We start from the raw sequence: 22444 nt of genomic DNA, 5'->3' as shown, positions 1-22444 counted from the left end.
ATGCTCGTTTAAATGATAAGATTAGTGCCCTCGACCAAAATCTAAATAACACCTCCATGTTACGCTTCCTTTGCCTGTTCCTTTTCATAGCCAATTTAGCTATGGCGCAAGACAAAAAGTTCCGCTGGCCAAAACGCCCTAAGCCAAGACCAGCTCCTGTTGTGATCCCGCCGAAGCCCGGCCTGGTTATCAGTACCAATCTCTTTTCTTTGCATGAATTAGAGGGCGGGCCCAGCCTGGCTTTCGAATATCGCGCTTCCCTGCATTGGGCGGTGGTACTGGAAGGAACGGCTTTGTTATACACTTTAGAGGAAGAGGGCAATGGCAAGGGTTTTCGTATCCAGCCTGAATTAAGATATTATTTCCCCGGCAAACACAGGAGCTTTAGAGGATTTTTCAGCCTGCAGGGAACTTATAAGCAGACAACATTCCAGGACAGTACTTTTAGAGAGGTACTCAGTGGCAGCGGTCCTACCGGCATCGATTATGAACCGGTGTATTATGAGGCTAAGAAACAAGTGTTTGCGGGCGCTGCTAATATAGGTTTCCAGGCACGTTTTGGAAGAAAAGATCGCTTCATGGTAGAAATGTATGCAGGACTGGGTTTAAAGTTCAAGGACATTTTCGGGAAACCTGCCGGCACTGTAGAACCAATGGATAAGGTAATAGAGATCATCCCCAGATTCGAGGAGCCCGGAACCTATCTGCATATACCTATGGGCGTACGGATGGGATATTGTTTTTAATTGCATCGCATAAAAACAGTATTTTAGCTATACCGGATTCTTAACACAAAGAAAATGTCGATTTATTTAATAAGCGATATTGGTTCCGGATATTGCAGGACCATACCACGGGGTTCATATGATGGAGTCTGTTACTCAAATCTTTATTGATCTGATTGCTGAAAAGAAGGACGGGGATGCATACAAGTTTTTGTACAAGCAATACCAGCCTGTGCTTTTGCAATTTGCCACGGCTTATCTGAAGGCAAAAGAGCCTGCGGAGGAGATCGTGAACGATGTGCTGTACAAGGTTTGGCAGAAGAAAGAAAACATTGCAGGCATCAGTAATCTCCGGGCTTTTCTCTTTACCGCCGTGAGAAATGCCTGCCTAAACCTGATGGTAAAACTAAAAGAAGAACAGTCCTTTTTATCCGGTATACCTGTACAGGACCTCACTGCCATTGACCCCGAAAGCATTGTTATTTCCACCGAACTCAGCGACTGCATCAGAAATGCCATCCAGTCCCTCCCCCCAAGATGCCGGCAGATCTATGAAATGGTGCGCATAGAAGGACTGCGCAACAAAGATGTGGCCGAACAACTCGATCTTTCCGTTAATACCATTGATGTACAACTGGCCATTGCCCTCAAAAAACTGGTGCAGGCCGTGAGCACTTTCAACCGCCAGGGGCTTTCAAAAAAATATTGACCCGCACTTAGTAGAATCCCCCTTTTTTCTTGTCTTATCAGTAAAAGCAACCTAAATCAAATGAAAGATACCAACAGGATCTGGTTCTTGATGGGTAAAGAATTATCCCATTCCATCACATTAGAGGAGGAAGAAGAACTAAGAGCACTGCTGGCTTCTGAGCCTGAATTATGGTATTCCTACGAACTGATCCAGGCAGTTTACCAGATGGATGATGTTACACAGGAATATGTGCAGGAGATCAAATCATTGTTGGATAACAGGATAGAGCCGGAAAGACTGAACTTAATATTATTAACAAAACTGGAAGAAACAGACCGGCAGGTGCAGCCTGCGGCCCCTTCAAAATACAGGTACCTATACCGCTTTGCTGCTGTTTTTGCAGGTGTTGCAGTATTCTCACTGGCAGCATGGCTGATCTTTAAACCGGCCGTGGTAAAAGAAGCGGCAGTGGTGGCCATGCATGAGATTGTGGCACCTAAAGGAGCCAGGAAACATATTACACTGGCAGATGGTACAACGGTATGGCTGAATGCCGGCAGTAAACTGAGCTATCCCGCTAATTTTAGTCTTACTAAAAGGGAAGTATACCTGAGCGGGGAGGCTTATTTTAAAGTGGTCCATCACGATGAATACAACTTTATTGTTCATACCGCCGAAGCGGATATTAAAGACCTGGGCACCACCTTCAATGTAAAAGCCTATGAAGGAAGTTCGAGAACAGAAACCACATTAATAGAAGGCTCCCTGGAAGTGTCGCTCCGGAAAGACCCGGCAAAGAAAATGCTGATGGTACCCAGGGAAAAGCTGGTGTTGCAGCATAAAGAACCAACGCTATCAAAAGAAGTAAAGGTCTTTGAAGTGTCTACCATTGTACCATTCGAGAAAACAAACGATATCGTGGAAACAGCATGGGTAGAGAATAAACTCATTTTCAGGAATGAACGCTTTGAAAGCCTCGCCCTGATGATGGAAAGAAGATATAATGTTTCGATCATTATTAAAGACAAGGCCATTAAAGAATACCAGCTTACCGGCATCTTCAGGAATGAGAACCTGACGCAAGCGCTGAAACTCCTACAGGTTATCGCACCTTTTAAATTTAAAGTTAATAATGAACAGGTTGTTATTTATAAGTAGAAGTGATTCAGGATAATAACACAGGCCTATAAAAGAAAAAGAGGAATGCGCTAACATCCCTCCTTCTTTCTCCTGAATTTTTATTGGAAGCTACGGTCGAAGGCATCTTCCAAAAAACAGTAAAAACTAAAAGTATGAAAAAAAATCTACTTATCGGATGGTTGTGCCATCTGGTTAATGTTAAGCAAATTGAAAAGACCATGCGACTTACGCTCATTGCTGTTTTTCTATTTTGCATGCAGTTGTCCGCCAAAGTATACTCTCAGAAGGACGTTAAACTCTCATTAGAAGCGAAAGATATCAGATTTTCAAAGGCGCTTGATAAAATTGAGACTGCTACAGGATGCCGTTTTTTCTATAATTCAAAAGAGGTTTCTCTCAATAAGCTGGTGTCCATCAGCACCAACGGTACCCAGAAATTAACGGATGTATTATCCCTCCTGCTGGCTCCCATGAACCTGAACTACCGGTTATTGTCGGACAGTGTGATTGCCATCACAGCTTCCCCTGATACCCGTTTTGCGTTGCTGAAGGGAACAGTAAAAGACAGTAAAGGCGTTGCTTTACCTGGTGTAACGATCGTGGTAAAAGGCACCAATAAAGGAACTTCTACCAATACAGAAGGACAGTTTGCGTTGGATGTGCCAGACAATGCAGTACTGGTGATCACTTATATCGGTTTCCAGAACCAGGAACAAACAGTGAATGGAAGAACTTCAATAGATATTATTTTACAGGATGAGGCGAAGGGGCTGAATGAGATCATTGTAGTAGGTTATGGTACACAGAAAAAAGCATTCACCACGGCCGCGATTTCTACAGTGAAAAGTGAGGACATTGCCAGGAACCCTGTAGCCAATATGAATAACAGCATCGCAGGCCGGGTTTCCGGTGTGCTGGCTTTTCAGAATAGTGGTGAACCGGGAGAAGATGCATCCCTGATCAGGGTGAGAGGTGTTGGAACAACCGGTAGCCGCAATGGGCCATTAACGATTGTGGATGGTATCCCCCGTAATTTTTCCCAGATCTCTCCCAACGAAATTGAAACCATCACGGTATTGAAAGATGCAGCGGCGATTGCACCTTATGGTCTGGCTGGCGCGAATGGTGTGATACTGATCACCTCCAAAAGAGGTAAGCAGGGTAAAAGCCAGCTGAGCTTTGGTACCTGGTACGGGTTGCAAAGTCCTACCCAATACCCGCACTACCTGGATGCTTATGGTTTTGCTTCCACTTTGAATGTGGCAAATAAAAATGCAGGCCTTGCTCCCGCTTATACAGATGCACAGTTGCAGAAGTACAGGGACCATTCCGATCCTGATCATTATCCTGATGTTGACTGGATGAAGGAAGTGATAGACTTTGAAGCACCGATGAATCAACAGAACCTCACTTTTTCCGGTGGCTCTGAAAAGATGCGCTTTTATAGTTCACTGGCCCGCCTTTATCAGCAGGGCTCTGTGGATGTGATCAATTATACCCGGTATAACTTAGCCACTAACCTGGATGTGAACGCTACAAAATCCACCATTGTTTCCTTAGATATTAAAGGCACTTTTGAAGTAACCAAGAACCCCGGTTCACAAAGCGGAACAGGGATCTATACCTCCGTTACTAAAAACTCCCCTTTACTCGCTACCCCGCTGAAATTCTCCAATGGTCTGCCAGGTAATGGCCTGTTGCCTTCCATTTATGAAAGCGGTTATAACAGGAAGAAAGAAAACATTTTCTTCTCCCAACTTTCCATCGAACAATTTGTACCAGAAGTACCCGGCCTTTCATTCAAAGCTGTAGCAGCGTACGACAAGAATTACAACACCAACAAACAGTGGCAGCTTCCCTACACCATTTATTCTCTAAATGCGCAGGACCAGTTCATCCCCACCAAAGCTGGTGTGGTAGCTCCCAGTTTAAGCCAGGGATTTGATGAAGCGATCAATACCACTTTACAGGGTTATATCACTTACAAACGCAGTTTTGGTAAACATGGCCTTAATGCATTGGTGGTAGGTGAACTCCGCCAGGGTAATAACAACTCGTTTGATGCTTCCCGCCTGAACTACCAGGTAGCATTGGATGAACTGTCTCTCGGCAGCTCTTCCAAAAACGACCTTGACAACAGCGGCTCTTCTGCTTCTTATAAACAACTGGGATTTGTATACAGGTTAGGGTATGACTTTAACCAAAAGTATATCGCGGAGTTTTCTGGTCGTTATGACGGGCACTATTACTTTGCGCCCGGCAAAAGGTTCGCTTTCTTCCCGGCCGTTTCTTTGGGATGGAGATTGTCTGAAGAAAAATTCATCAAGGATAATTACAAATGGATCGATAACCTGAAACTTCGTGGTTCTTATGGCGTGTCCGGTAACCTGGCAGGTTCTCCCTTCCAATACCTCAGCAGCTACGGTTTGAACAGCAGCTACGGCTTCGGTGGCACCCAGTTCACACAGGTACAGGGTGTTTTTGAAAGAAGTGAACCCAATCCTAATATCACCTGGGAAACAGCGAAAAAATCAGACATTGGCCTGGAGGCTTTACTGTTCGGTGGTAAACTTGGATTTGAAGTAGACTTCTTTAAAGAAAGGCGTTCAGATATGCTGGTAACACCCAATGCCGTTGTGCCCGTAGAATATGGTATCGGTATTTCACAGGTGAACGCGGGTATCATGGATAACCAGGGTTTTGATTTCTCTATCAACTCTTCCAATACTTTCAAAAACGGGCTGATCCTGAATGCAGGTTTCAATTTCTCCTACGCCAAAAACAAACTGGTACAGACATTTGAAAACGCGTCTACCTTAAACGACCCGAACAGAAGACGTACGGGCAGACCATTGGATACGCAGTTTGGTTTGAAAGCAATTGGCCTTTTCCAATCACAGGCAGAGATCGATGCAGCACCTCCTCAGTTCGGCAAACTGATCCCCGGCGATATCAGGTATGCAGATATCAATGGTGATAAAAAGATTGATGATAATGACCAGGTGGTGATCGGTGATCCTGCATTCCCGCAATTGATCTTTGGCTTAACATACAATCTTGCCTGGAAAGGAATTGACCTGAGCATGATGTGGCAGGGTGCAGCGAAGAGCAGTTTTCAATTGACGAACGAAGCTTCACTGCCTTACTTCAACGGTGCCAAGATCTTTAAAGAACAACTGGATTACTGGACACCTGAGAACAGGGATGCCAAATATCCTGTGATCCTCCCTTCTCCCAATACCAACAGCCAGCAGGTTTCCTCTTTCTGGCAAAGGGATGGTGCTTACCTGAGATTGAAGAGTGCAGAACTGGGATACACTATTCCTGCTCATCTTACCAACAGGTTAAGGATGTCTTCCGTACGGATCTATACTGCGGGTCAGAACCTGCTCACTTTCTCTGCTGAAAAATACCTCGATCCTGAGATCGGTGTGAGCAGTGCCAGTAAAAGGGCGCGCTATTATTTCCAGCAAAAAGTGTTCTCTTTTGGTATCAACGTAAACTTCTAATCTGATGAAAAAATTATCCTTCTTATATATAGTAGCGGGCGCATTGTTGTTCACTGCCTGTGACGAATCGCTTGACATTGAGCCAACAGATCAGCTAACGGATGCTTCTGTTTGGAAAACACCAACCAATGCAGGTTTGTTCCTCAATGATATCTATAACAACCTGAACCCTGGCCCACAATCTACCGTGTTCACAAACGTGCCTTCAGAGATCAGTAACGATCCTTTGGATAACTTCTCCGATAACAGTATCAGTGGCCCTATTGCAGGGATCCCTTCTTATGTGAACTTTGCACAGGGTTCCTACGGACCGTCAACACCTATCTTTACGCCACACTGGAAGAACATGTACACCAATATCCGGAAGTGTAATGTGTTTATTCAGAATGTATCGGCATCCAGCTTTGATGATGCCACCAAGAAAAGCTTCCTGGCACAGGCAAAATTCTTAAGAGCATATTATTATAAATCCCTGATGGACCTGTATGGCGGTGTGCCCATTATTACCGTTCCGCTCAACAGGGAAGAGCAGGGCGATGCCATTTTTAATCCAAGAAATACTTACGAAGAATGTGTGGCTTTCATTCAGAAAGAGTGTGAAGAAGCTGCGGTAGATCTTCCTTTAACTGTTGCTGCAAAAGATGCCGGCCGTGCTACCAAAGGTGCTGCATGGGCATTGAAAGGTGAGCAGGAATTGTATGCAGGTAAATGGCCGGAAGCTGCTGCCACTAACCTGAAGATCATGCAGTCCGGTGCAGGGTACGATCTGTTTGGCGATTATGGCCAGTTGTTCTTACCTGCCAACGAGAATAACAAAGAAGTGATCTTTGATATTCAGTATGCTGCCAACATCAAAGGTGAGATCAAAGAAAAGTACTGGAATCCTGTAAAGGTTTCTGATGGTGGTGGATGGGGTGCTGTGAATCCTACGCAGGACCTGGTAGATGAATATGAATTCCTGGATGGTAAAACAGAAGCCGAGGGATCCACTTTATTCGATCCTGCCAATCCATACAAGAACAGGGATAAACGTTTTGAAGCAACCATCATTTATGATGGCGCTACCTGGAAGAATGGTATCATCTATACCCGCCTGGGTGTTCCTAATAACAGTAATGAGCTGGATGCTTCCGGTGCAGGTGGTAAAGGACGTACCGGTTATTTCCTGAAGAAGATGGTAGACCCTGCTATTGTTCCCGGTGTTAGTGCCGGCGCCAATTCTATCATATGGCGGTATGCAGAGGTATTGCTGAACTATGCGGAAGCACAGAATGAAGCAGTGGGCCCTGATCAATCTGTATACGATGCTATGAAGAAAGTACGTGTCAGAGCCGGCCTGCCTGAATTACCTGCGAACCTTACTCAGGCAGAAATGCGTATGAGGATCAGAAGGGAACGCAGGATAGAAATGGCTTTTGAAGGTAAACGTTTGTTTGATCTCTGGAGGTGGAGAACCGCAGAACAGATCTTCAGCAAATCATTACGTGCCATGAAAATAACTGTAACAGGTGGAAACCTGGTATATGAAAAGGTAAATGCAGGTGGTGGAAAGATCGCATTCGATGCATCCAAGAACTACCTGATGCCTATTCCACAAACAGTTATTGCACAGAACCCTAAAATATTGCAGAACCCTAAATACTAGCAATTATCAACAAACCCTCTTTTTAACCCGTTCAAAAAAACTGAATTATGAAAAATTCTATGACACTACTATTGTCTGTAGGTATTGCATTGTTTGCATGCAAGAAACCTGCTGAGCTTAAAAAGGAAACACTGGATGGTGAAAAATCTGTCGGAGCCTCTATACAATCCGTGCTTCCCTACAATTGGGGCAGTGTGGCGATTGGAGGAGGAGGTTATGTTACGGGAATTGTTATTCATCCTACACAGTCCAACAGAATGTACATCCGTACAGATGTTGGAGGTGCTTACAAATGGGATGGCACAAATCAGAAATGGGTCCAGATGCTGGATGGTCTGAGTACGATCAGGGTGGATGGTATGGCATTAGATGCCAATTCGCCTGACAGGGTTTACCTGGCATTGAATGATGGTGTGTATCGTTCAAATGACCTTGGTGTGAACTGGACGAAGTTATTTTCCACCACTTATGATGGTAATGGTGATCTTCGCTGGATAGGGGAATGCCTGGCAGTGGACCCTGTTACCAGCACCGTGGTGTATGCAGGTACCCGTACAGACGGGTTGTACCGCAGTACCAATACAGGAACCAGCTGGACGAAAATTACTACTGTACCCAATGGTACAAAAGGTGTGCGTACAGTTGTAGTAGACCCTGCTACCACAGTGAGTGGCAGATCTGCGAAAGTGTATGTAGGTATTCCGGGTACAGGTATTTATGTAAGTACAGATGGCGGTACTACTTTCGCAGCCATGGCAGGTGCGCCCACCTCTCCCAACCGCATGCAGGTAGTTGCCGGTAAAGTGTATGTCACCCATTCAACCGGTGTTACTGTTTGGAATGGAACAACGTGGACAGATATTACACCGGCAGGAGGTACGAATAAGAATTACTGTGGTTTGTCTATTGAAGCGTATGATCCGTTGAAAATAGCTGTTTGTCAGCGCTACGGTACTTTCAATAATCCATTGTACCGTTCTTCAGATGGAGGTACTACATGGCAACAGATGAACACCGCTTCCTTGCCTATCACTAAAACCATTGAAGCTCCATGGTGGCCTAACAGCTGGTTTTCCAGTGCTACATCCAGCATTGTATTTGATCCCTTACATCATGGTGATCTTTATTATGCGGATTGGTTTGGCGTATGGTTCACTTCCAATGCCTGGGCTGCGGGATCAGTGGCTTGGGAAACACGTATAAAAGGAGATGAAGAAACTGTGGTATTAACAGTTGCTGCTCCTCCCGGTGGTGTATCCTTGTATTCCGGTGTTGCGGATGTATTTGGTTTCCGCCATGATAACATCGCAACATACCCAACTGCCAGGTTGTACAATATCAACGAAGGATTCAGCATTGCTTATTGCGAATCATCTCCTGCAAATATTGCTATCCTTGGTTCTTCTGCCAATGATGGAACTGGTACCATACTGGCTACTTCTTCCAACAGTGGTACATCCTGGACAACACGTACGCTTCCTTCCGGTGTGAAGTTAGGACGTATTGCTATCTCATCTACAAACCCTGATAAGATGGTGTATATAGCCGGCGGTTCCGCAGGTGCTGTGTATTACAGCACAAACAGGGGAAGTTCCTGGACAGCTGCTACCGGTGCTCCTACCGGTTCGGTGAACGCTATTGATGTTTGGAGTAAGGATTTTTCCATCGCCGCTGATTGCGTGAACGGAGACGATTTTTATATCTATAAAACCGGCTACCTCTATGCATCAACAGATGGTGGCGCTACCTGGACGCAGAAGAACGCTACGGCTATTCCCAACAAAAATTCTTACCTGTTTGTAGCTGCAAGGCCGGGAACAGCTGGTGAAGTTTGGGTGAGCCTGGATGGTAACGGTTTGTACAAAACCACTAATGGCGGTACCACCTTCACGAAGGTGACTGCATTAAGTACTTCCACTGCATTTGCATTTGGTGCGCCTGCCTCTGGATCAAGTACACCTACTGTTTATAGTTATGGCACCTTATCTGGTGTAAAAGGTTTGTACCGCTCTACAGACCTGGGTGCAAACTGGGATCAGATCAATGGTTCACAGACATTCCCTGCCGGGGTAAAAGGACTTGCAGGAGACAGGAATGTGTTTGGACGGATTTATGTTGGTACCGGTGGTCGTGGTGTTTTATATGGACAACCTTAATTAAAAGAATGAAAATACAATCTATCCTGATCGCAACAGCTTTCCTGGGTTCCGCATGGGGCCCGGGAAAGCCCAGCGAAAAAGAGAAGCCGAATATCATCCTCATCATGGCAGATGATATGGGTTATGGTGATCTTGGCTGTTACGGGCAGAAGATGATACAAACGCCCAATATCGATGCATTGGCAAAAGGTGGTTTGCGTTTTACCACTTACTATGCCGGTAATACAGTGTGTGCGCCATCAAGAGAAGCTTTGCTTACAGGGATGCATACCGGGCATACTTCCATCCGGGGGAATTTCTTAACAGATGAAAAGGAAGACCCGGCCATGCCTTCGGAGAAAGTAACAGTTGCAGAACTCTTAAAAGGTGCAGGGTATCATACCGCATTGATCGGAAAATGGGGATTAGGTGGTGAAGGGCATAGCCCGGAAACACAGGGCTTCGATTACTCCTATGGTTACCTGGATCAGATACAGGCGCATAATTATTTTCCGCCTTTTTTATATGAGAACGGGAAGAAGGTGATGCTGGAGCAAAATGCAGATGGTAAAAAAGGAGCTTACAGTCATCATCTTTTTGTAGACAAAACATTGCGGTTTTTAGAAAACAGCGCAAAGGAACCTTTCTTCCTTTACCTGCCTTATACGATTCCACATGGGGAACATGTGATCCCTGATAATTCTGCTTACGCAGGAAAAGACTGGCCCGCACAGTTTAAGAACTATGCGGCTATGATCACGCAGCTGGACAGTGATATCGGGCGGATCATGCAAATGCTGAAAGAGAAAGGATTGGATAAGAATACGTTAGTATTATTTACAAGTGACAATGGTGCCAATCCCGGTTTTGCGAAGTTCTTCCGCAGCAATGGTGTTTTCAGGGGAAATAAAACCAACCTCTATGAAGGCGGTATTCGTGAACCCATGATCGCTTACTGGCCTGGTAAAATTAAAGCCGGCCAGGTAACAGGGCATGTTGCTGCAGGCTGGGATGTGCTGCCTACTATTTGCCAGGCTGCAGGTATCAAAGCACCTGCGGGAATCGATGGTGTTTCCTTTTATCCCGGTTTGCTGGGTACAGGGAAACAGGCTATCCATCCTTATCTCTACTGGGAATATTACACTTACAATTACAACTGGAATAAACCGGATGCTACCATGCCCAGGAACTGGCTGGATAGCAGGGCACTGCGTTTCGATCATTGGAAAGCAATAGTGAAAAGTACACCAACAGACCTGGCAGGGAAGATTGAATTATACGACCTGGCAAAAGATTCCACGGAAACAACAGACCTGGCTGCCACCCATCCTGAAGTAGTGAAACGTGCGAAGGGACTCTTGCAGGCAGCTACTAAAGCGAATGCTCCTTATTTTCCATATAAGCACTAAATAGAAAAAATTATGCAAACAAAATATCTGATTCCTGTATTGGCAGTATTGATGCTGACAGGTATCTACAGCGCAAACCCGGTTAAACTGCATAGCATTAAAACAGGTAATACAGCAGGTTTGAAAGACTTTATGCGGTATACACCAGACCGTCTTCCTTTCATCTGTGCACATCGTGGCGGCCCAAGGAAAGGTTACCCGGAGAACTGTATTGAAACTTTCGAGAATACACTGGCGCAAACGCCTGCCATGCTGGAAATAGATCCACACTATACCAAGGATGGTAAGATTGTGCTGATGCACGATGCAACATTGGATCGTACTTCTAACGGGCACGGAAAAGTAGTGGATTACACATTGGCTGAGCTTAAAAAACTGCGCCTGAAAGATACAGAAGGGAATCTTACTTCATTCCAAATTCCTACACTGGATGAAGCATTGCAATGGGCTAAGGGCAAAACCATCCTGGTGATAGATGCCAAGGATGTACCTATTGAAGTACGTGCGCAGAAAATAGTAGAGAACGGGGCGCAGGCAAATGCGATCGTTATTTCTTATTCCCCGGAGGACACCAAGAAGTGTTACAGCTATAACAAAGATATCCTGATGGAGATCATGATGGGCAAACCAGAGTTTATCACAACGCATGATAACAGCGGTGTGCCTTGGGCTAACGTAATAGGTTTTGTGAGCCATGAATTACCAGCGGATAAAAGCATCTTCGCAGAAGTGCATAAACGGGGTGCTTTGTGCATATTGGGCAGCTCCAGGAACATTGACCGTGAATTTACTTCCGGAAAGATCAATGCAGAGCAATTGAAAAATGGTTATTTAAGCCTGATCGGCCATGGTGCGGATGTAATAGAAGCAGACCTGAGTATTGAAGGAGGGGCTGCTTTGAAAGAACTGCAAACAGTGAAGTCTTCCAAATCAAAATACTTCTCTAAATGACAAGAAGGGAGTGGAGTAAATTAATGCTAACGGGCCTGGCTGGCTTTGCTATGCCTGCGGCGGGTTTTTCCCGTTCAGGGGTTGTGATAGGATTGCAGAGCTATAGCTTGCGGGACCGTTCGCTGGATGAAGCCATCAAGGCCATGGTACAGCTTAACATTAAAAGCTGTGAGCTTTGGGAAGGGCATGTGGAGCCATTGGAATTGCAATGGAAAAGGAATAGTACACCGGAAGAAACATCGCGTAAAAAAGAATTGCTGACTGAATGGCGCAATGGATTACAGATGTCGTATATTGATGGTATCCGGGAGAAATTGAAAAAAGGAGGTATTAAGATCCAGGCTTACAGCGCTACCATTAAAGACAATATCTCCGAACATGATCTTGAACTGGCATTCAGAATAGCGAAGGCTTTAGGCACGGATACCTTAACCACTTCCGGAACGGTGAGTGTGATGAAACGGGTAGATGTATATGCAAAACAATACAAGATCAACGTTGGCATGCATAATCACGCGCATGTTGACAAACCGAATGAGTTTGCCACACCGGATAGTTTTGAACGTGGTGCAAAGGGATTGTCGGAATACATAAAGATCAACCTGGATATCGGTCATTTTACCGCCGCTAACTTTGATGCGGTGGCGTTTATCCGGGAGCATCATGAACGCATTGTGTGTTTGCATCTGAAAGACCGGAAAAAAGACCAGGGAGCCAATTTACCGTTCGGATCAGGGGATACGCCTATCAAAGAGGTATTGCGCCTGATCAGGGATAATAACTGGCCTATCCCCGCGAATATTGAATATGAATATAATGGAGCAGATACCGTGAAAGAACTGGAGAAATGTATCGCTTACTGTCAGCAAATAATTTCAGCATGAAGAAAACTATCAGCCGCAGGAAATTTATCGGTAATGCCGCTACGCTCTCTGCCATTTTAATTCTGCCAAGGCATGTATTGGGAGGGAAAGGTTTTGTTGCCCCGAGTGATCAGATCAACCTGGGCTTTATCGGCACAGGCAGAAGAGGCCTTTCATTGAGAGATTCCTTCTTTCCGATTGAAGGGGTGAAGATCACGGCTGCCTGTGATGTGTATACATCCAAGCTGGATAACTTCTGTAAAAAGATCGGTACCTCCTGTGTGCCCTATCATAATTTTACGGAGCTGCTGCAACAGAAAAGTATTGATGCTGTTGTGATTGCCACACCTGATCACTGGCATGCTACCATGGCTGTGAAAGCTGCGGAGGCAGGGAAGGATATTTATTGTGAAAAACCACTTTCGCTTACAGTTGTAGAGGGAAGGAAAATGGCGGATGCAGCCGCTAAACATAAACGTGTTTTTCAAACAGGCAGTATGCAGCGTTCTGCTCCTGAATTCAGGCAGGCAGTGGAGCTGATCAGGAATGGATACATTGGTGAAGTGAAAACAGTGAAGGTAAGCATTGGCGGACCTCCGGTGCCATATAACCTGCCAGCGGAAACAGTTCCAACGGATCTTGACTGGAACCTGTGGTTAGGGCCCAATGAATTTGTGCATTATAATCATGAGTTAAACCCTGTGATCGGTGATCCTTTGTGGGGCAGATGGAGAAATTTTAAAGGACTGGGCGGCGGAGATATCACAGACTGGGGTGCACATATGTTTGATATTGTACAATGGGCATTAGATATGGACCATAGCGGCCCGGTAGAATTCATTCCTCCCGGTAATGATGTAAAACACCTGACCATGAAATATGCGAATGGTGTGATCATGACGCATGAAGATTTTGGTAAACCGCATGGCATCCAGTTTAATGGTACAGAAGGCACAATAGAGATACAACGTAAGAAACTGGTCACTACGCCTGAGGCATTAAAAGATAAAACAACTTTCGAAAAGCACGTATATCATAGTGATAATCATTACAAAGATTTTCTGAAAGCGATGAGGGATAGAAGTAAACCGGTATCTGATATTGAAGCAGGTCACAGGAGTGCTTCCGTGGGTAACCTGGCCAACATAACCTATGATCTGAAGGTGCCGTTGAAATGGGACCCTGTGAAGGAACGGTTCCTCAATAATAAAACGGCAGATAAACTGCTTTTCAGGAAGATGAAGAAAGAGTGGGCGGTATGATCCTTGAAAAGGAGGTGAGTAATGGTCAGTGAAGGAGAAAGAAATTTTGAACAGTTTGATCCGGACGTTAAAAGGAATAAACAATCTGATCCGGGAGGAAATTTATAAGGGAGCTTTACCGCCAGCATCATCGCTGGCGGTAATTTTTTTTGCTCCCAGGGGTTAACATGGGATAGGGATACGCTAATTCTCTTTGTATTCTGCGAATACAGCGTTTATTTTTATTGCAACAGGCAAAACGGACTGAATATAACAACCGGGGTTATTAGTATGGGTTAACAGCGGCGTCGAATACAAAGGAACTACATAACTGCGCTGTAGATTTGCGTAGTGGAATTAATGATTATGGGCGTGCTGTAATAACGCCAAAAGGGGTGATCAATAATTCTTTGAATGGTTTACCGGGAGATAACCCCTCACTGCTTTTCGTCCAGGTATTGGCGTTATTGTCAGACTTGTAAACACCATCCCATTGGCAGGCTAGCAGCCGCTGGCCAATTTTCTCTACCTGGAAAGTATATTTAGCAGGCAGGCCAGCATCTGATCTTAGCCAGGTGGCACCATCATCATTCGTCTTCAATATTTTGCCGGTCCCTTCATAAGACATGGCGAATACATACATTCCATTGCTGGATATATTATGTACCGAAGCTTTGTGATAGATGATCCGCCAATTTTCTCCCTGTTCTAATGAGAGGAATATACCATCAGCACCGGCTGCATAGATCCTGCCATTCATAGAGGTAATGCCATTGATCTGGCGCCGTTGAAAAATATTCCGCCAGGTTTTGCCTTTATCGGTTGAAACATAGATCCCGTTATTCGTTCCCGCGATGATCCTTGTTTCAAATGTATGAATACAGCGAACAGTGGAATCGGTGAGCCCTTTGTGGGTAGCACGCCAGCTCCTGCCATTATCTTCAGAGATGAACAGCCCGTGTTTGAAACTGCCTAAGAGGATCTTGTTTTCAAAGATCTCCAGGGCATCTACTTTGATATTTTTGGGGAGACCCTGATTGGATGCCTGCCAGGTATTCAGTTCATCACGGCTCACAAATACGCCGTGTGCCTGCGTACCTGCAATCACCACACCTTTCGTATAGGCAAGGTCGTTTACCACCGCTTCCTGCGGGAAGCCCTGGTCCATTCTTTTCCAGATGTTTCCTGAATCTTTGGATAGGAATATTCTACCGTCTTGTGCGCATGCAATGTTGCATATGAGGCTAAAGATGACGGCAACTAAAAGTACTCTCGGCATGCCTAAGCTACATTTTTTACGAAAATATAAACTGTATAGCAAATTAGGTTACCTAACGGGATTTTTTTGTTTCCACGAAGAAGCTGCATATCTATTATGGTAATGAGTCTATAAGATATAATATATTTTGTATCTTTATAACTCTTTATACCTGGAAAATATGCAAATCTCAGTTAAGTGCCTGTACCTCAGCGTACTATTATGCATCGGGCACCAAGTTACCCATGCAGAGGAGGATAAAAATATTGTGATCCGGGAACGGAAGGAGCGTTATGAGTTTGTGAAAGGAGATAACAGGAACCCCGTACTCGTGAAACAAAATTTCTCTACTACTTATCGTTGTGATGAATTCCGCGGAAGCATCCCCTACACTGAATTCTATGATGTGAACAGCACAGTAGGTGAAGTGAAGGTGTATGTGAATGGCGAACGGGTGAAATCCATCAAACCGGAACACCGCTATCATTCCATAGATGGCTTCTTTTTCTCTGATGCCAGGGTTTGCGGATTCATGCTGCCGCTGGAAAAGAAAGGCACGGAAAGCAGGGTGGAACTGGAAAAAACAATCCTCGATCCCCGCTACTTCACGAGTGTTTATTTCAATGAAGACTTCTTCATGGAAGGGAAAGAGGTTACACTCATCGTTCCCCGCTGGATGCACCTGGAGATCAAAGAGCTGAATTTTGATGGGGCAGGCATCATTAAAAACGTAACGTTTGATGAAAAGAGCCAGGCAGATGTGTATACCTATACAATGAAGAACATGCCGGCCGCGGCACATGAATCTTATGCTCCGGGCCCCAGTTATGTGTATCCGCATCTGCTGGTGTGCAGCCATTCTGCGGATGGGAATGATAGTAAGATCACTTATTTCGGTAGTGTGAAAGACCTCTATGCCTGGTATAGCAGCCTGGTGAAAGAGATCGGGAATGAAAAGGAACCGGTGAAAGCAAAGGCGCTGGACATTACAAAGGATGCAAAGGATAACCTGGCGAAGATCAAAGCAGTATATACCTGGATGCAGGAAAACATTCGTTACATCGCCTTTGAAGATGGCATTGCGGGCTTTCGTCCTGCTAAGGCACAGGAGGTTTTAGAAAAGAAGTACGGGGATTGTAAAGGCATGGCCAATCTCACCAAAGAGATGCTGGTGGCTTTAGGTATAGATGCACGTTTATGCTGGATCGGTACACGCCATATCGCGTATGATTATTCTACGCCCACCTTGTCTGTAGACAATCACATGATCTGTGCCGTGATGCTGGATGGTAAACAGTATTTCCTGGATGCCACGGAAACATACATCGGCTTTGACCAATATGCAGAACGGATCCAGGGCAGGCAGGTGCTGATAGAAAACGGAGAACAGTATTCACTCTCCAATATTCCCAAGCGCACGTATGATCAGAATAAGCAGATCGAAAAAAGGACTTTACGCATTGAGGGCAATAACCTGGTAGGCGTAGCCGGTCATCAGATCACAGGAGAAAGTACAGAAAGCATCCTGAGCGCAGCGCATAGCATCAAGAAAGAAAATATGAAGGAGGCGCTGCAGCAATATCTCACAGAAGATAACCGCCTGTATGGCATCTCCAACCTTAAAACTTCTGACCTGCATGACTGGAGCACAGACCTCACCATGAATTATGATGTACTGCATAAAGATGCCGTGAATAGTTTTGGGGATGATATTTATGTGGACCTTGAGTTCCGGAAAGAATTCGATGATTCAGATATTGATACCACCAAACGTAAGAACGACTTCTGGCTGAATTACAAACGGCAGGTGGTACAGGAAACCACACTGGCCATCCCCGCGGGGTTTAAAGTAAAATCATTACCTCCGGCGCTTTCCATCGACAATGCCAAATACACTTTTAAAGCCGGATATGTACAGAAGGCAGATCAGGTGGTTTACCGGAAGGAGATCACGATCAAGGATACGCACATCCGCCGCAGTGAATTCAGTAAATGGAATGACGATATCAAACAATTGAAACAGGCTTACCTGGAACAAATCACACTTACTAAAAAATAATTCCGCATGAAAAGCATGATGACCCTGTGTATGCTGTTATTCGTAACAGGTGTAATGGCACAGGATAATGCTCCCGCCGCATGGGATGCCAAAGGAGAAGTACGCTACAAACGGCGTATCCTTGAAATAAAGGACCAGGTATGGGGCTGGGACCTTCCCGCCTTTAAAAAACGTACGATACCGGATGAATATAAAAATGAATCTGCGGTGGTGCTGGCTAAGCATGTGGACCTCCGTACGTTTGATGATGACCATGAGATACACCGTACAGTGCGTGTGCTGCTGAAGATCAACGACAAGGCAGCATTGGAAGAATATTCCGAATTCACCTTTAACCAGTATGAACTGGAAAGCATGGGTCAGGTGCTGGACCCCTTTGATAAGTTCACAACAATGAACTATGTGGGCGTACGGATCTACAAACCGGATGGCAAAATGCGGGAGATCTATTCAGATGAAGCAGTAGTTACCGAAGTGGACAGGCGCAGCAAAAAAGAGCGGAAACTGGCCATTCCTGATCTGCAGGTGGGAGACCTGGTGGAGTACTTTCTCCGGAGTGAAAGATATGTGAACCATCAGAATGCTTATACGGAAGAGTTGTTTGTATTGGGAGATGAGGAGCCGGTGATGGAATACTCTGTACATGTGGAAGCATGGAAACGGGTATTTGCACTGGAATACCTGGCCATGAACGGAGCGCCTGATTTTAAAGAGAATATAGACGACCGGATGATGCGGCTGGACCTGCTGGTGAAGAACATCCCGCCGCAACCGGTTAAATTATGGATGAACCCCTTCCGCCAGATCCCCATGGTCCGTCTGCATCTTTGCATTGGCATCCGCCGTGAAATGCCAGGACGCCGTAAGGAAGGAACGATCTACAGGAATCCCAATTCCCTCAAGGTAAAAGGAGAAAGCCGGATAGAGCTGGGAAATGCGGTGAATATGGCAGGAAAGGCTACACTGCCTTACCTGGATGAAGTGAACCGGCAGATCAAAGACTACAAAAAAGAACATTCAAACGTATCAGACGATCAACTGGCGGCCTATATATATTACCTGATCCGTTATATAGGATTGTACAGGGTAAAACCGGGTGATCCGATCTTTGTGGACCAGCGCCGTAACTTTTCCCGCCTGAATGAACGGTACTTCCTGATCTATGTGAACTACCTGCTGGAGAAGAACAAGATCCAGGCAGACTTTATTATGGTAACACCCCGTTATGGCCCTTCACAGGAACAAACCTTTGATACAGACGATTATAGTGTGGTGCTGAAGACCAAGGGGAATAAGCCCATGTTCATGAGCGGAGAAGGTATTTTCTCTAACGCCTATTACGTTCCCAATCAATTTGAAGGACAGAAAGCGCCTGTTGTAAAATGGGGAGATGCTTTTGCAGAGGAAGAGATCCCCCTCAGCCCGGCATCGGCCAATAAACAATCAGAGCATTATAAGATCAGTTTTGGCAAGAGCGACCTCCAGCAACTGGAAATTGAACGCAGCAGTGCTGTGACGGGGCATTTTAAAACAGACATCCAGCGGAACCTGCTCTTGTTTGAGGATTATTATGATGAAGAGCGCAAAGCCCTGGGGATCAAAGAATCTTTCATGGAAGAGTTTGCGGACAGTAAAAAGAACCGCTCGCTGGCAGAGGAATATCGCAATGCTTTTGATAAAGCCCGGAAAGATGTGAAAGAGGCCTTCCTTTCTGAGGTAAAGGAACAGTTTGATAAAGCACCGGAATCACTTGATAATTATAAGGTGCTGAAAATGGGGCTGCGCCATACAGATCCTGAGGTAGCTTATATTACCAGCTTTAAAATGAACGGGTTCATGAAGAAGGCAGGTAATAATTATATCCTCGATGCGGGTAAACTGATCGGTTCGCAGATGAGTATCAAACCTTCCCAGCGGGAAAGGAAAGCAGATGTGCATATGCCTTTTGTCCGGATGTTTGAATATCAAATGGAGTTCAATATCCCGGCAGGATATACCGTAGAGGGGGCAGATAAGCTAACGAGGAACGTTGATAATGAATGGGGTAGTTTTATTGTGACCACGGATAGTAAGGATGGCAAACTGATCATCCAGGTGAAGAAGGTGTATAAGAGTGCCATTGTGCCTGCTGCAAAATGGCCGCTGCTGCTGCAAATGATCGACTCGGCTGAGGAATTTCAGCAGCAGAAGATCCTGTTAAAGAAGGCATAAACGAAATTTTTTGCAGAAAACAATTAATTAATAGAAAAAAAATTGTACAAGGAAAAAAATAATTTTATCTTTGTTTCATAAACAAACAAAAAACAGAATGTCCCGCAATTGTACATATCAAATTAAGGTCTCAAAACGCACGCTCAAGCAGGCGATGGGACTATTGCGGACTGGTTTATAACTGGAGTTAACAGATAAAAGTTATCAAAAAGATATAACAAGGGTCCTGCAGAAAAAGCTGGACCCTTTTTTTTGTGCTGATGGATAAAGATTTGAACAACAAGGTACTGTCAGGAGAGCGATGCGCGAAACGTGCATCAACAGGGGGGTGTATGCGATACAATCCCGGCGGAATAGGTATGTTATGATGTAAACGAAAAGTTTAACGTTATATTAAGGCCCGGTCCGCTGAAAAGCGCACCGGGCTTTTTGTTGTGGTATGGAAATTGACAAGAATGAACATCTATATATAAACATGGTAAGCGTCTGAAAAGGCGATTGCCCCAAAAACAAGAGGTATGAGAAACGTTGTACAATTCGTAAGAGAGGCCCTGATAAACAACTTTCGGGAACTGGACCAATGGTTCAAAGAGGACGCAGGTTTACTGCACTATAAACCCTCGGAAGAATCATGGAACATCCGCGAAGTATTGGAACACATTAGTCTTACCAACTATTTCCTGTTACTGACAATTAATAAAAGTACCCGGAGAGCGCTGGATAGGAAGCTTGACGGGCTCATTATAATGCCACCGCATGATTACGAGGAAAAATTCCGCCAAATTGAGATTGTGAGCAGCAAATCCTTTGGCTGGGTGAATCCCGCTCATCTGGAACCTACAGGTAATAAGGATCTGGATGAAGTGAGGGCCGTACTGAAGCAACAGTTTGCACAATGCATGTACAACCTGAGCCTGCTGAAGAACGGAGAAGGCAGACTGGTGAATACCATGATGACAGTAAACAATCTGGGTAAGCTGGATATCTATCAGTATATCTACTTCCTCACCAAACATATAGAAAGACATCAGGCACAAATGCGGGAATTGCGCGAACAATTTGAGGAAAGCGCCGTGATGATCTGAGATATAAATACGCAAAAAGGTAAGAGTCAACCCTTGGCCCTCGCTTTTAGCGAGGGCTTTTTGTTTGCATTCGGTTAAACATTTAAAACTTAAAACAATGAGGTCTAAACATAAAGACGAAAGACTGAGCCGCCTGGCGGCATTATCCCTGAACTACAACGTCAGGTTCGATGGTCAGTATGACGACCAGGGCAGCAGGTTACTGCTTGCGCTGCTGGCGAATACGAGGCCCGTAAGAAAAGACAAGATCAGGAAAAGGAAAAAAGATCAGACGTAGGAGAAATTTGGCAAGGATTCTGCATTTACAAAGATGCAGAAATTCCTTAGCCCGGCAAAACGGACCCTGCGTTTCAAATTTAAACGCATTCCACTAATGGAAAACAAACAATTACAAAATATACTTATCAACGCGAATCTAACGGATAGCTATTACTTTGATAGTAAAACATTCTATTACGATTGCTTTGGTACACTGCCCAATATCAGCGCCATCTACCAGGTAGATTACCTGAAAGCGGCCAACGAGATCAAAACGGCTTTTGCTGATAAGATAGATGAGATCTATACCCATCGCACCTATGACCGTTCCCATAAAAAGTATGAACACTACAGGGTGATCATTGTGATGAAAGAAACCGTTCTGGTTGAACTGGGTAGCGCTTATGCAGAAATACTGCATGGCCCGGACAATATGGAACTGGTGGAAGCACTTACGCAATTCATGCTGCAATTCAAACAAAGGCAGAAACGTAAAAGCCATGAGATCAACCTGGTGGTAAGAGCCGGGGGCGACCTGGCCCTGAAAAGCCTGGAGATCAAAAAGACGAAACTGGACCTGGAATTATTTTATGAGGATGAATTCCAGTATATCGACCAGCTGATCGTTAAACGGTTGAACAAACTCAAGGAAAAGGGATTGGTGTTGCTGCATGGTAAACCGGGAACAGGGAAAACAACCTATCTCCGGCACCTGATCTGCAAACTCCGGAAAAGAGTGATGTTCCTTTCACCTGCTGTGGCGGGTAACATCATGCAACCTGAATTCATTGAGCTGCTCATGGACCACCCGGATAGTGTCCTGGTGATTGAAGATGCAGAGAATGTGTTGATGGACCGGCGGCTTTCGAACAACTCTTCTGTATCCAACCTGCTGAACCTCTCTGATGGTTTGCTGGCGGATTGCCTGAATGTGCAGGTGATCTGTACTTTTAACAGTGCGCTCTCTGAAATAGATAATGCACTGCTACGGAAAGGAAGGTTAATTGCGCAGTATGAGTTCAAAGCGTTATCCGCTTATAAAGCTTCACTGCTTTCGCGGCACCTGGGATTTGATACGATCATCACAAGGCCGATGAGCCTGGCGGAGATCACACATCAACATGATCCCGCATTTGAAAAACAAACAGAACAGATCGGTTTTAGAACGACTGTTCAGGTATAAGAAAGATGAACGCCTCTGTTCAATTGAAAAACGAGCAAGGCGGATCATTATAAAAAACATCAGAGCAGACTGCATTTT

At 45.0% G+C, this 22444-nt stretch carries 16 protein-coding genes; 15 read left to right on the top strand and 1 reads right to left on the bottom strand.

Annotated features, from left to right (window positions below; translation table 11 throughout):
• The first annotated feature begins 56 nt into the window (after positions 1 to 56).
• The 10 genes from AAHN97_RS23070 (at position 57) to AAHN97_RS23025 (ending at position 14333) form a co-directional block, all read left to right on the top strand.
• Entirely contained in the window at positions 57 to 746 is a 690-nt protein-coding gene (locus tag AAHN97_RS23070; RefSeq protein ID WP_343304472.1) for a DUF3575 domain-containing protein, read from the top strand.
• A 118-nt stretch (positions 747 to 864) separates the two neighbouring features.
• Positions 865 to 1434, top strand: coding sequence for an RNA polymerase sigma-70 factor (locus AAHN97_RS23065; RefSeq protein ID WP_343304471.1), 570 nt, complete (start codon positions 865 to 867; stop codon positions 1432 to 1434).
• A 60-nt stretch (positions 1435 to 1494) separates the two neighbouring features.
• A complete protein-coding gene (locus tag AAHN97_RS23060) occupies positions 1495 to 2574 on the top strand; it encodes a FecR family protein (protein WP_343304470.1) in 1080 nt (359 codons plus the stop codon).
• A gap of 200 nt (positions 2575 to 2774) precedes the next feature.
• Positions 2775 to 6065, top strand: a complete 3291-nt coding sequence (locus AAHN97_RS23055) for a SusC/RagA family TonB-linked outer membrane protein (RefSeq protein ID WP_343304469.1) — start codon at positions 2775 to 2777, stop codon at positions 6063 to 6065.
• Between the two features lie 4 nt (positions 6066 to 6069).
• Complete coding sequence (locus tag AAHN97_RS23050) at positions 6070 to 7710, top strand: RagB/SusD family nutrient uptake outer membrane protein (protein WP_343304468.1); 1641 nt, start codon at positions 6070 to 6072, stop codon at positions 7708 to 7710.
• Between the two features lie 47 nt (positions 7711 to 7757).
• Positions 7758 to 9866 (top strand): WD40/YVTN/BNR-like repeat-containing protein, encoded by a 2109-nt coding sequence (locus AAHN97_RS23045; RefSeq protein ID WP_343304467.1) that lies wholly within the window; start codon positions 7758 to 7760, stop codon positions 9864 to 9866.
• 8 nt (positions 9867 to 9874) lie between these two features.
• Positions 9875 to 11257, top strand: coding sequence for an arylsulfatase (locus AAHN97_RS23040; protein ID WP_343304465.1), 1383 nt, complete (start codon positions 9875 to 9877; stop codon positions 11255 to 11257).
• 12 nt (positions 11258 to 11269) lie between these two features.
• Entirely contained in the window at positions 11270 to 12208 is a 939-nt protein-coding gene (locus AAHN97_RS23035; RefSeq protein WP_343304464.1) for a glycerophosphodiester phosphodiesterase family protein, read from the top strand.
• A complete protein-coding gene (locus AAHN97_RS23030; protein ID WP_343304463.1) occupies positions 12205 to 13092 on the top strand; it encodes a sugar phosphate isomerase/epimerase family protein in 888 nt (295 codons plus the stop codon). Before AAHN97_RS23035 ends, AAHN97_RS23030 begins: the two co-directional genes overlap by 4 nt.
• On the top strand, positions 13089 to 14333 hold the full coding sequence (locus AAHN97_RS23025; protein ID WP_343304462.1) for a Gfo/Idh/MocA family protein: 1245 nt from the start codon (positions 13089 to 13091) through the stop codon (positions 14331 to 14333). Before AAHN97_RS23030 ends, AAHN97_RS23025 begins: the two co-directional genes overlap by 4 nt.
• A 343-nt stretch (positions 14334 to 14676) precedes the next feature.
• On the opposite strand, the gene AAHN97_RS23020 is transcribed toward AAHN97_RS23025, so the two are convergent.
• Positions 14677 to 15591: a WD40/YVTN/BNR-like repeat-containing protein gene (locus AAHN97_RS23020; protein ID WP_343304461.1), complete on the bottom strand. Its 915-nt coding sequence runs from the start codon at positions 15589 to 15591 to the stop codon at positions 14677 to 14679.
• Positions 15592 to 15751: 160 nt separating this feature from the next.
• Between AAHN97_RS23020 and AAHN97_RS23015 the strand changes: the two genes are divergently transcribed.
• The 5 genes from AAHN97_RS23015 to AAHN97_RS22995 all read left to right on the top strand — a co-directional run bounded on the left by AAHN97_RS23015 (position 15752) and on the right by AAHN97_RS22995 (position 22366).
• Positions 15752 to 17629 carry a transglutaminase domain-containing protein gene (locus AAHN97_RS23015; RefSeq protein WP_343304460.1) on the top strand — a complete coding sequence of 626 codons (1878 nt, stop codon included), beginning with the start codon at positions 15752 to 15754 and terminating at the stop codon, positions 17627 to 17629.
• Positions 17630 to 17635: 6 nt separating this feature from the next.
• A complete protein-coding gene (locus AAHN97_RS23010) occupies positions 17636 to 19840 on the top strand; it encodes a DUF3857 domain-containing protein (RefSeq protein ID WP_343304459.1) in 2205 nt (734 codons plus the stop codon).
• A gap of 518 nt (positions 19841 to 20358) precedes the next feature.
• A complete protein-coding gene (locus AAHN97_RS23005) occupies positions 20359 to 20925 on the top strand; it encodes a DinB family protein (RefSeq protein WP_343304458.1) in 567 nt (188 codons plus the stop codon).
• Positions 20926 to 21022: 97 nt separating this feature from the next.
• A complete protein-coding gene (locus AAHN97_RS23000) occupies positions 21023 to 21202 on the top strand; it encodes a hypothetical protein (RefSeq protein ID WP_343304457.1) in 180 nt (59 codons plus the stop codon).
• A gap of 96 nt (positions 21203 to 21298) precedes the next feature.
• A complete protein-coding gene (locus tag AAHN97_RS22995) occupies positions 21299 to 22366 on the top strand; it encodes an AAA family ATPase (RefSeq protein WP_343304456.1) in 1068 nt (355 codons plus the stop codon).
• The last annotated feature ends 78 nt before the right edge of the window (positions 22367 to 22444 follow it).

The organism is Chitinophaga niabensis, assembly GCF_039545795.1.
Classification (GTDB): Bacteria; Bacteroidota; Bacteroidia; order Chitinophagales; family Chitinophagaceae; genus Chitinophaga; species Chitinophaga niabensis_B.
The sequence above is the reverse complement of the archived record's forward strand: the minus strand, read 5'-3'. Positions and strand labels throughout refer to the sequence as shown.

What these genes read in the sequence shown, in the direction of transcription:
- AAHN97_RS23070 (WP_343304472.1), top strand. Translation starts at nt 57, where the DNA reads ATGTTACGCTTCCTTTGCCTGTTCCTTTTCATAGCCAATTTAGCTATG.
- AAHN97_RS23065 (WP_343304471.1), top strand. Translation starts at nt 865, where the DNA reads ATGATGGAGTCTGTTACTCAAATCTTTATTGATCTGATTGCTGAAAAG.
- AAHN97_RS23060 (WP_343304470.1), top strand. Translation starts at nt 1,495, where the DNA reads ATGAAAGATACCAACAGGATCTGGTTCTTGATGGGTAAAGAATTATCC.
- AAHN97_RS23055 (WP_343304469.1), top strand. Translation starts at nt 2,775, where the DNA reads ATGCGACTTACGCTCATTGCTGTTTTTCTATTTTGCATGCAGTTGTCC.
- AAHN97_RS23050 (WP_343304468.1), top strand. Translation starts at nt 6,070, where the DNA reads ATGAAAAAATTATCCTTCTTATATATAGTAGCGGGCGCATTGTTGTTC.
- AAHN97_RS23045 (WP_343304467.1), top strand. Translation starts at nt 7,758, where the DNA reads ATGAAAAATTCTATGACACTACTATTGTCTGTAGGTATTGCATTGTTT.
- AAHN97_RS23040 (WP_343304465.1), top strand. Translation starts at nt 9,875, where the DNA reads ATGAAAATACAATCTATCCTGATCGCAACAGCTTTCCTGGGTTCCGCA.
- AAHN97_RS23035 (WP_343304464.1), top strand. Translation starts at nt 11,270, where the DNA reads ATGCAAACAAAATATCTGATTCCTGTATTGGCAGTATTGATGCTGACA.
- AAHN97_RS23030 (WP_343304463.1), top strand. Translation starts at nt 12,205, where the DNA reads ATGACAAGAAGGGAGTGGAGTAAATTAATGCTAACGGGCCTGGCTGGC.
- AAHN97_RS23025 (WP_343304462.1), top strand. Translation starts at nt 13,089, where the DNA reads ATGAAGAAAACTATCAGCCGCAGGAAATTTATCGGTAATGCCGCTACG.
- AAHN97_RS23020 (WP_343304461.1), bottom strand. Translation starts at nt 15,591, where the DNA reads ATGCCGAGAGTACTTTTAGTTGCCGTCATCTTTAGCCTCATATGCAAC.
- AAHN97_RS23015 (WP_343304460.1), top strand. Translation starts at nt 15,752, where the DNA reads ATGCAAATCTCAGTTAAGTGCCTGTACCTCAGCGTACTATTATGCATC.
- AAHN97_RS23010 (WP_343304459.1), top strand. Translation starts at nt 17,636, where the DNA reads ATGAAAAGCATGATGACCCTGTGTATGCTGTTATTCGTAACAGGTGTA.
- AAHN97_RS23005 (WP_343304458.1), top strand. Translation starts at nt 20,359, where the DNA reads ATGAGAAACGTTGTACAATTCGTAAGAGAGGCCCTGATAAACAACTTT.
- AAHN97_RS23000 (WP_343304457.1), top strand. Translation starts at nt 21,023, where the DNA reads ATGAGGTCTAAACATAAAGACGAAAGACTGAGCCGCCTGGCGGCATTA.
- AAHN97_RS22995 (WP_343304456.1), top strand. Translation starts at nt 21,299, where the DNA reads ATGGAAAACAAACAATTACAAAATATACTTATCAACGCGAATCTAACG.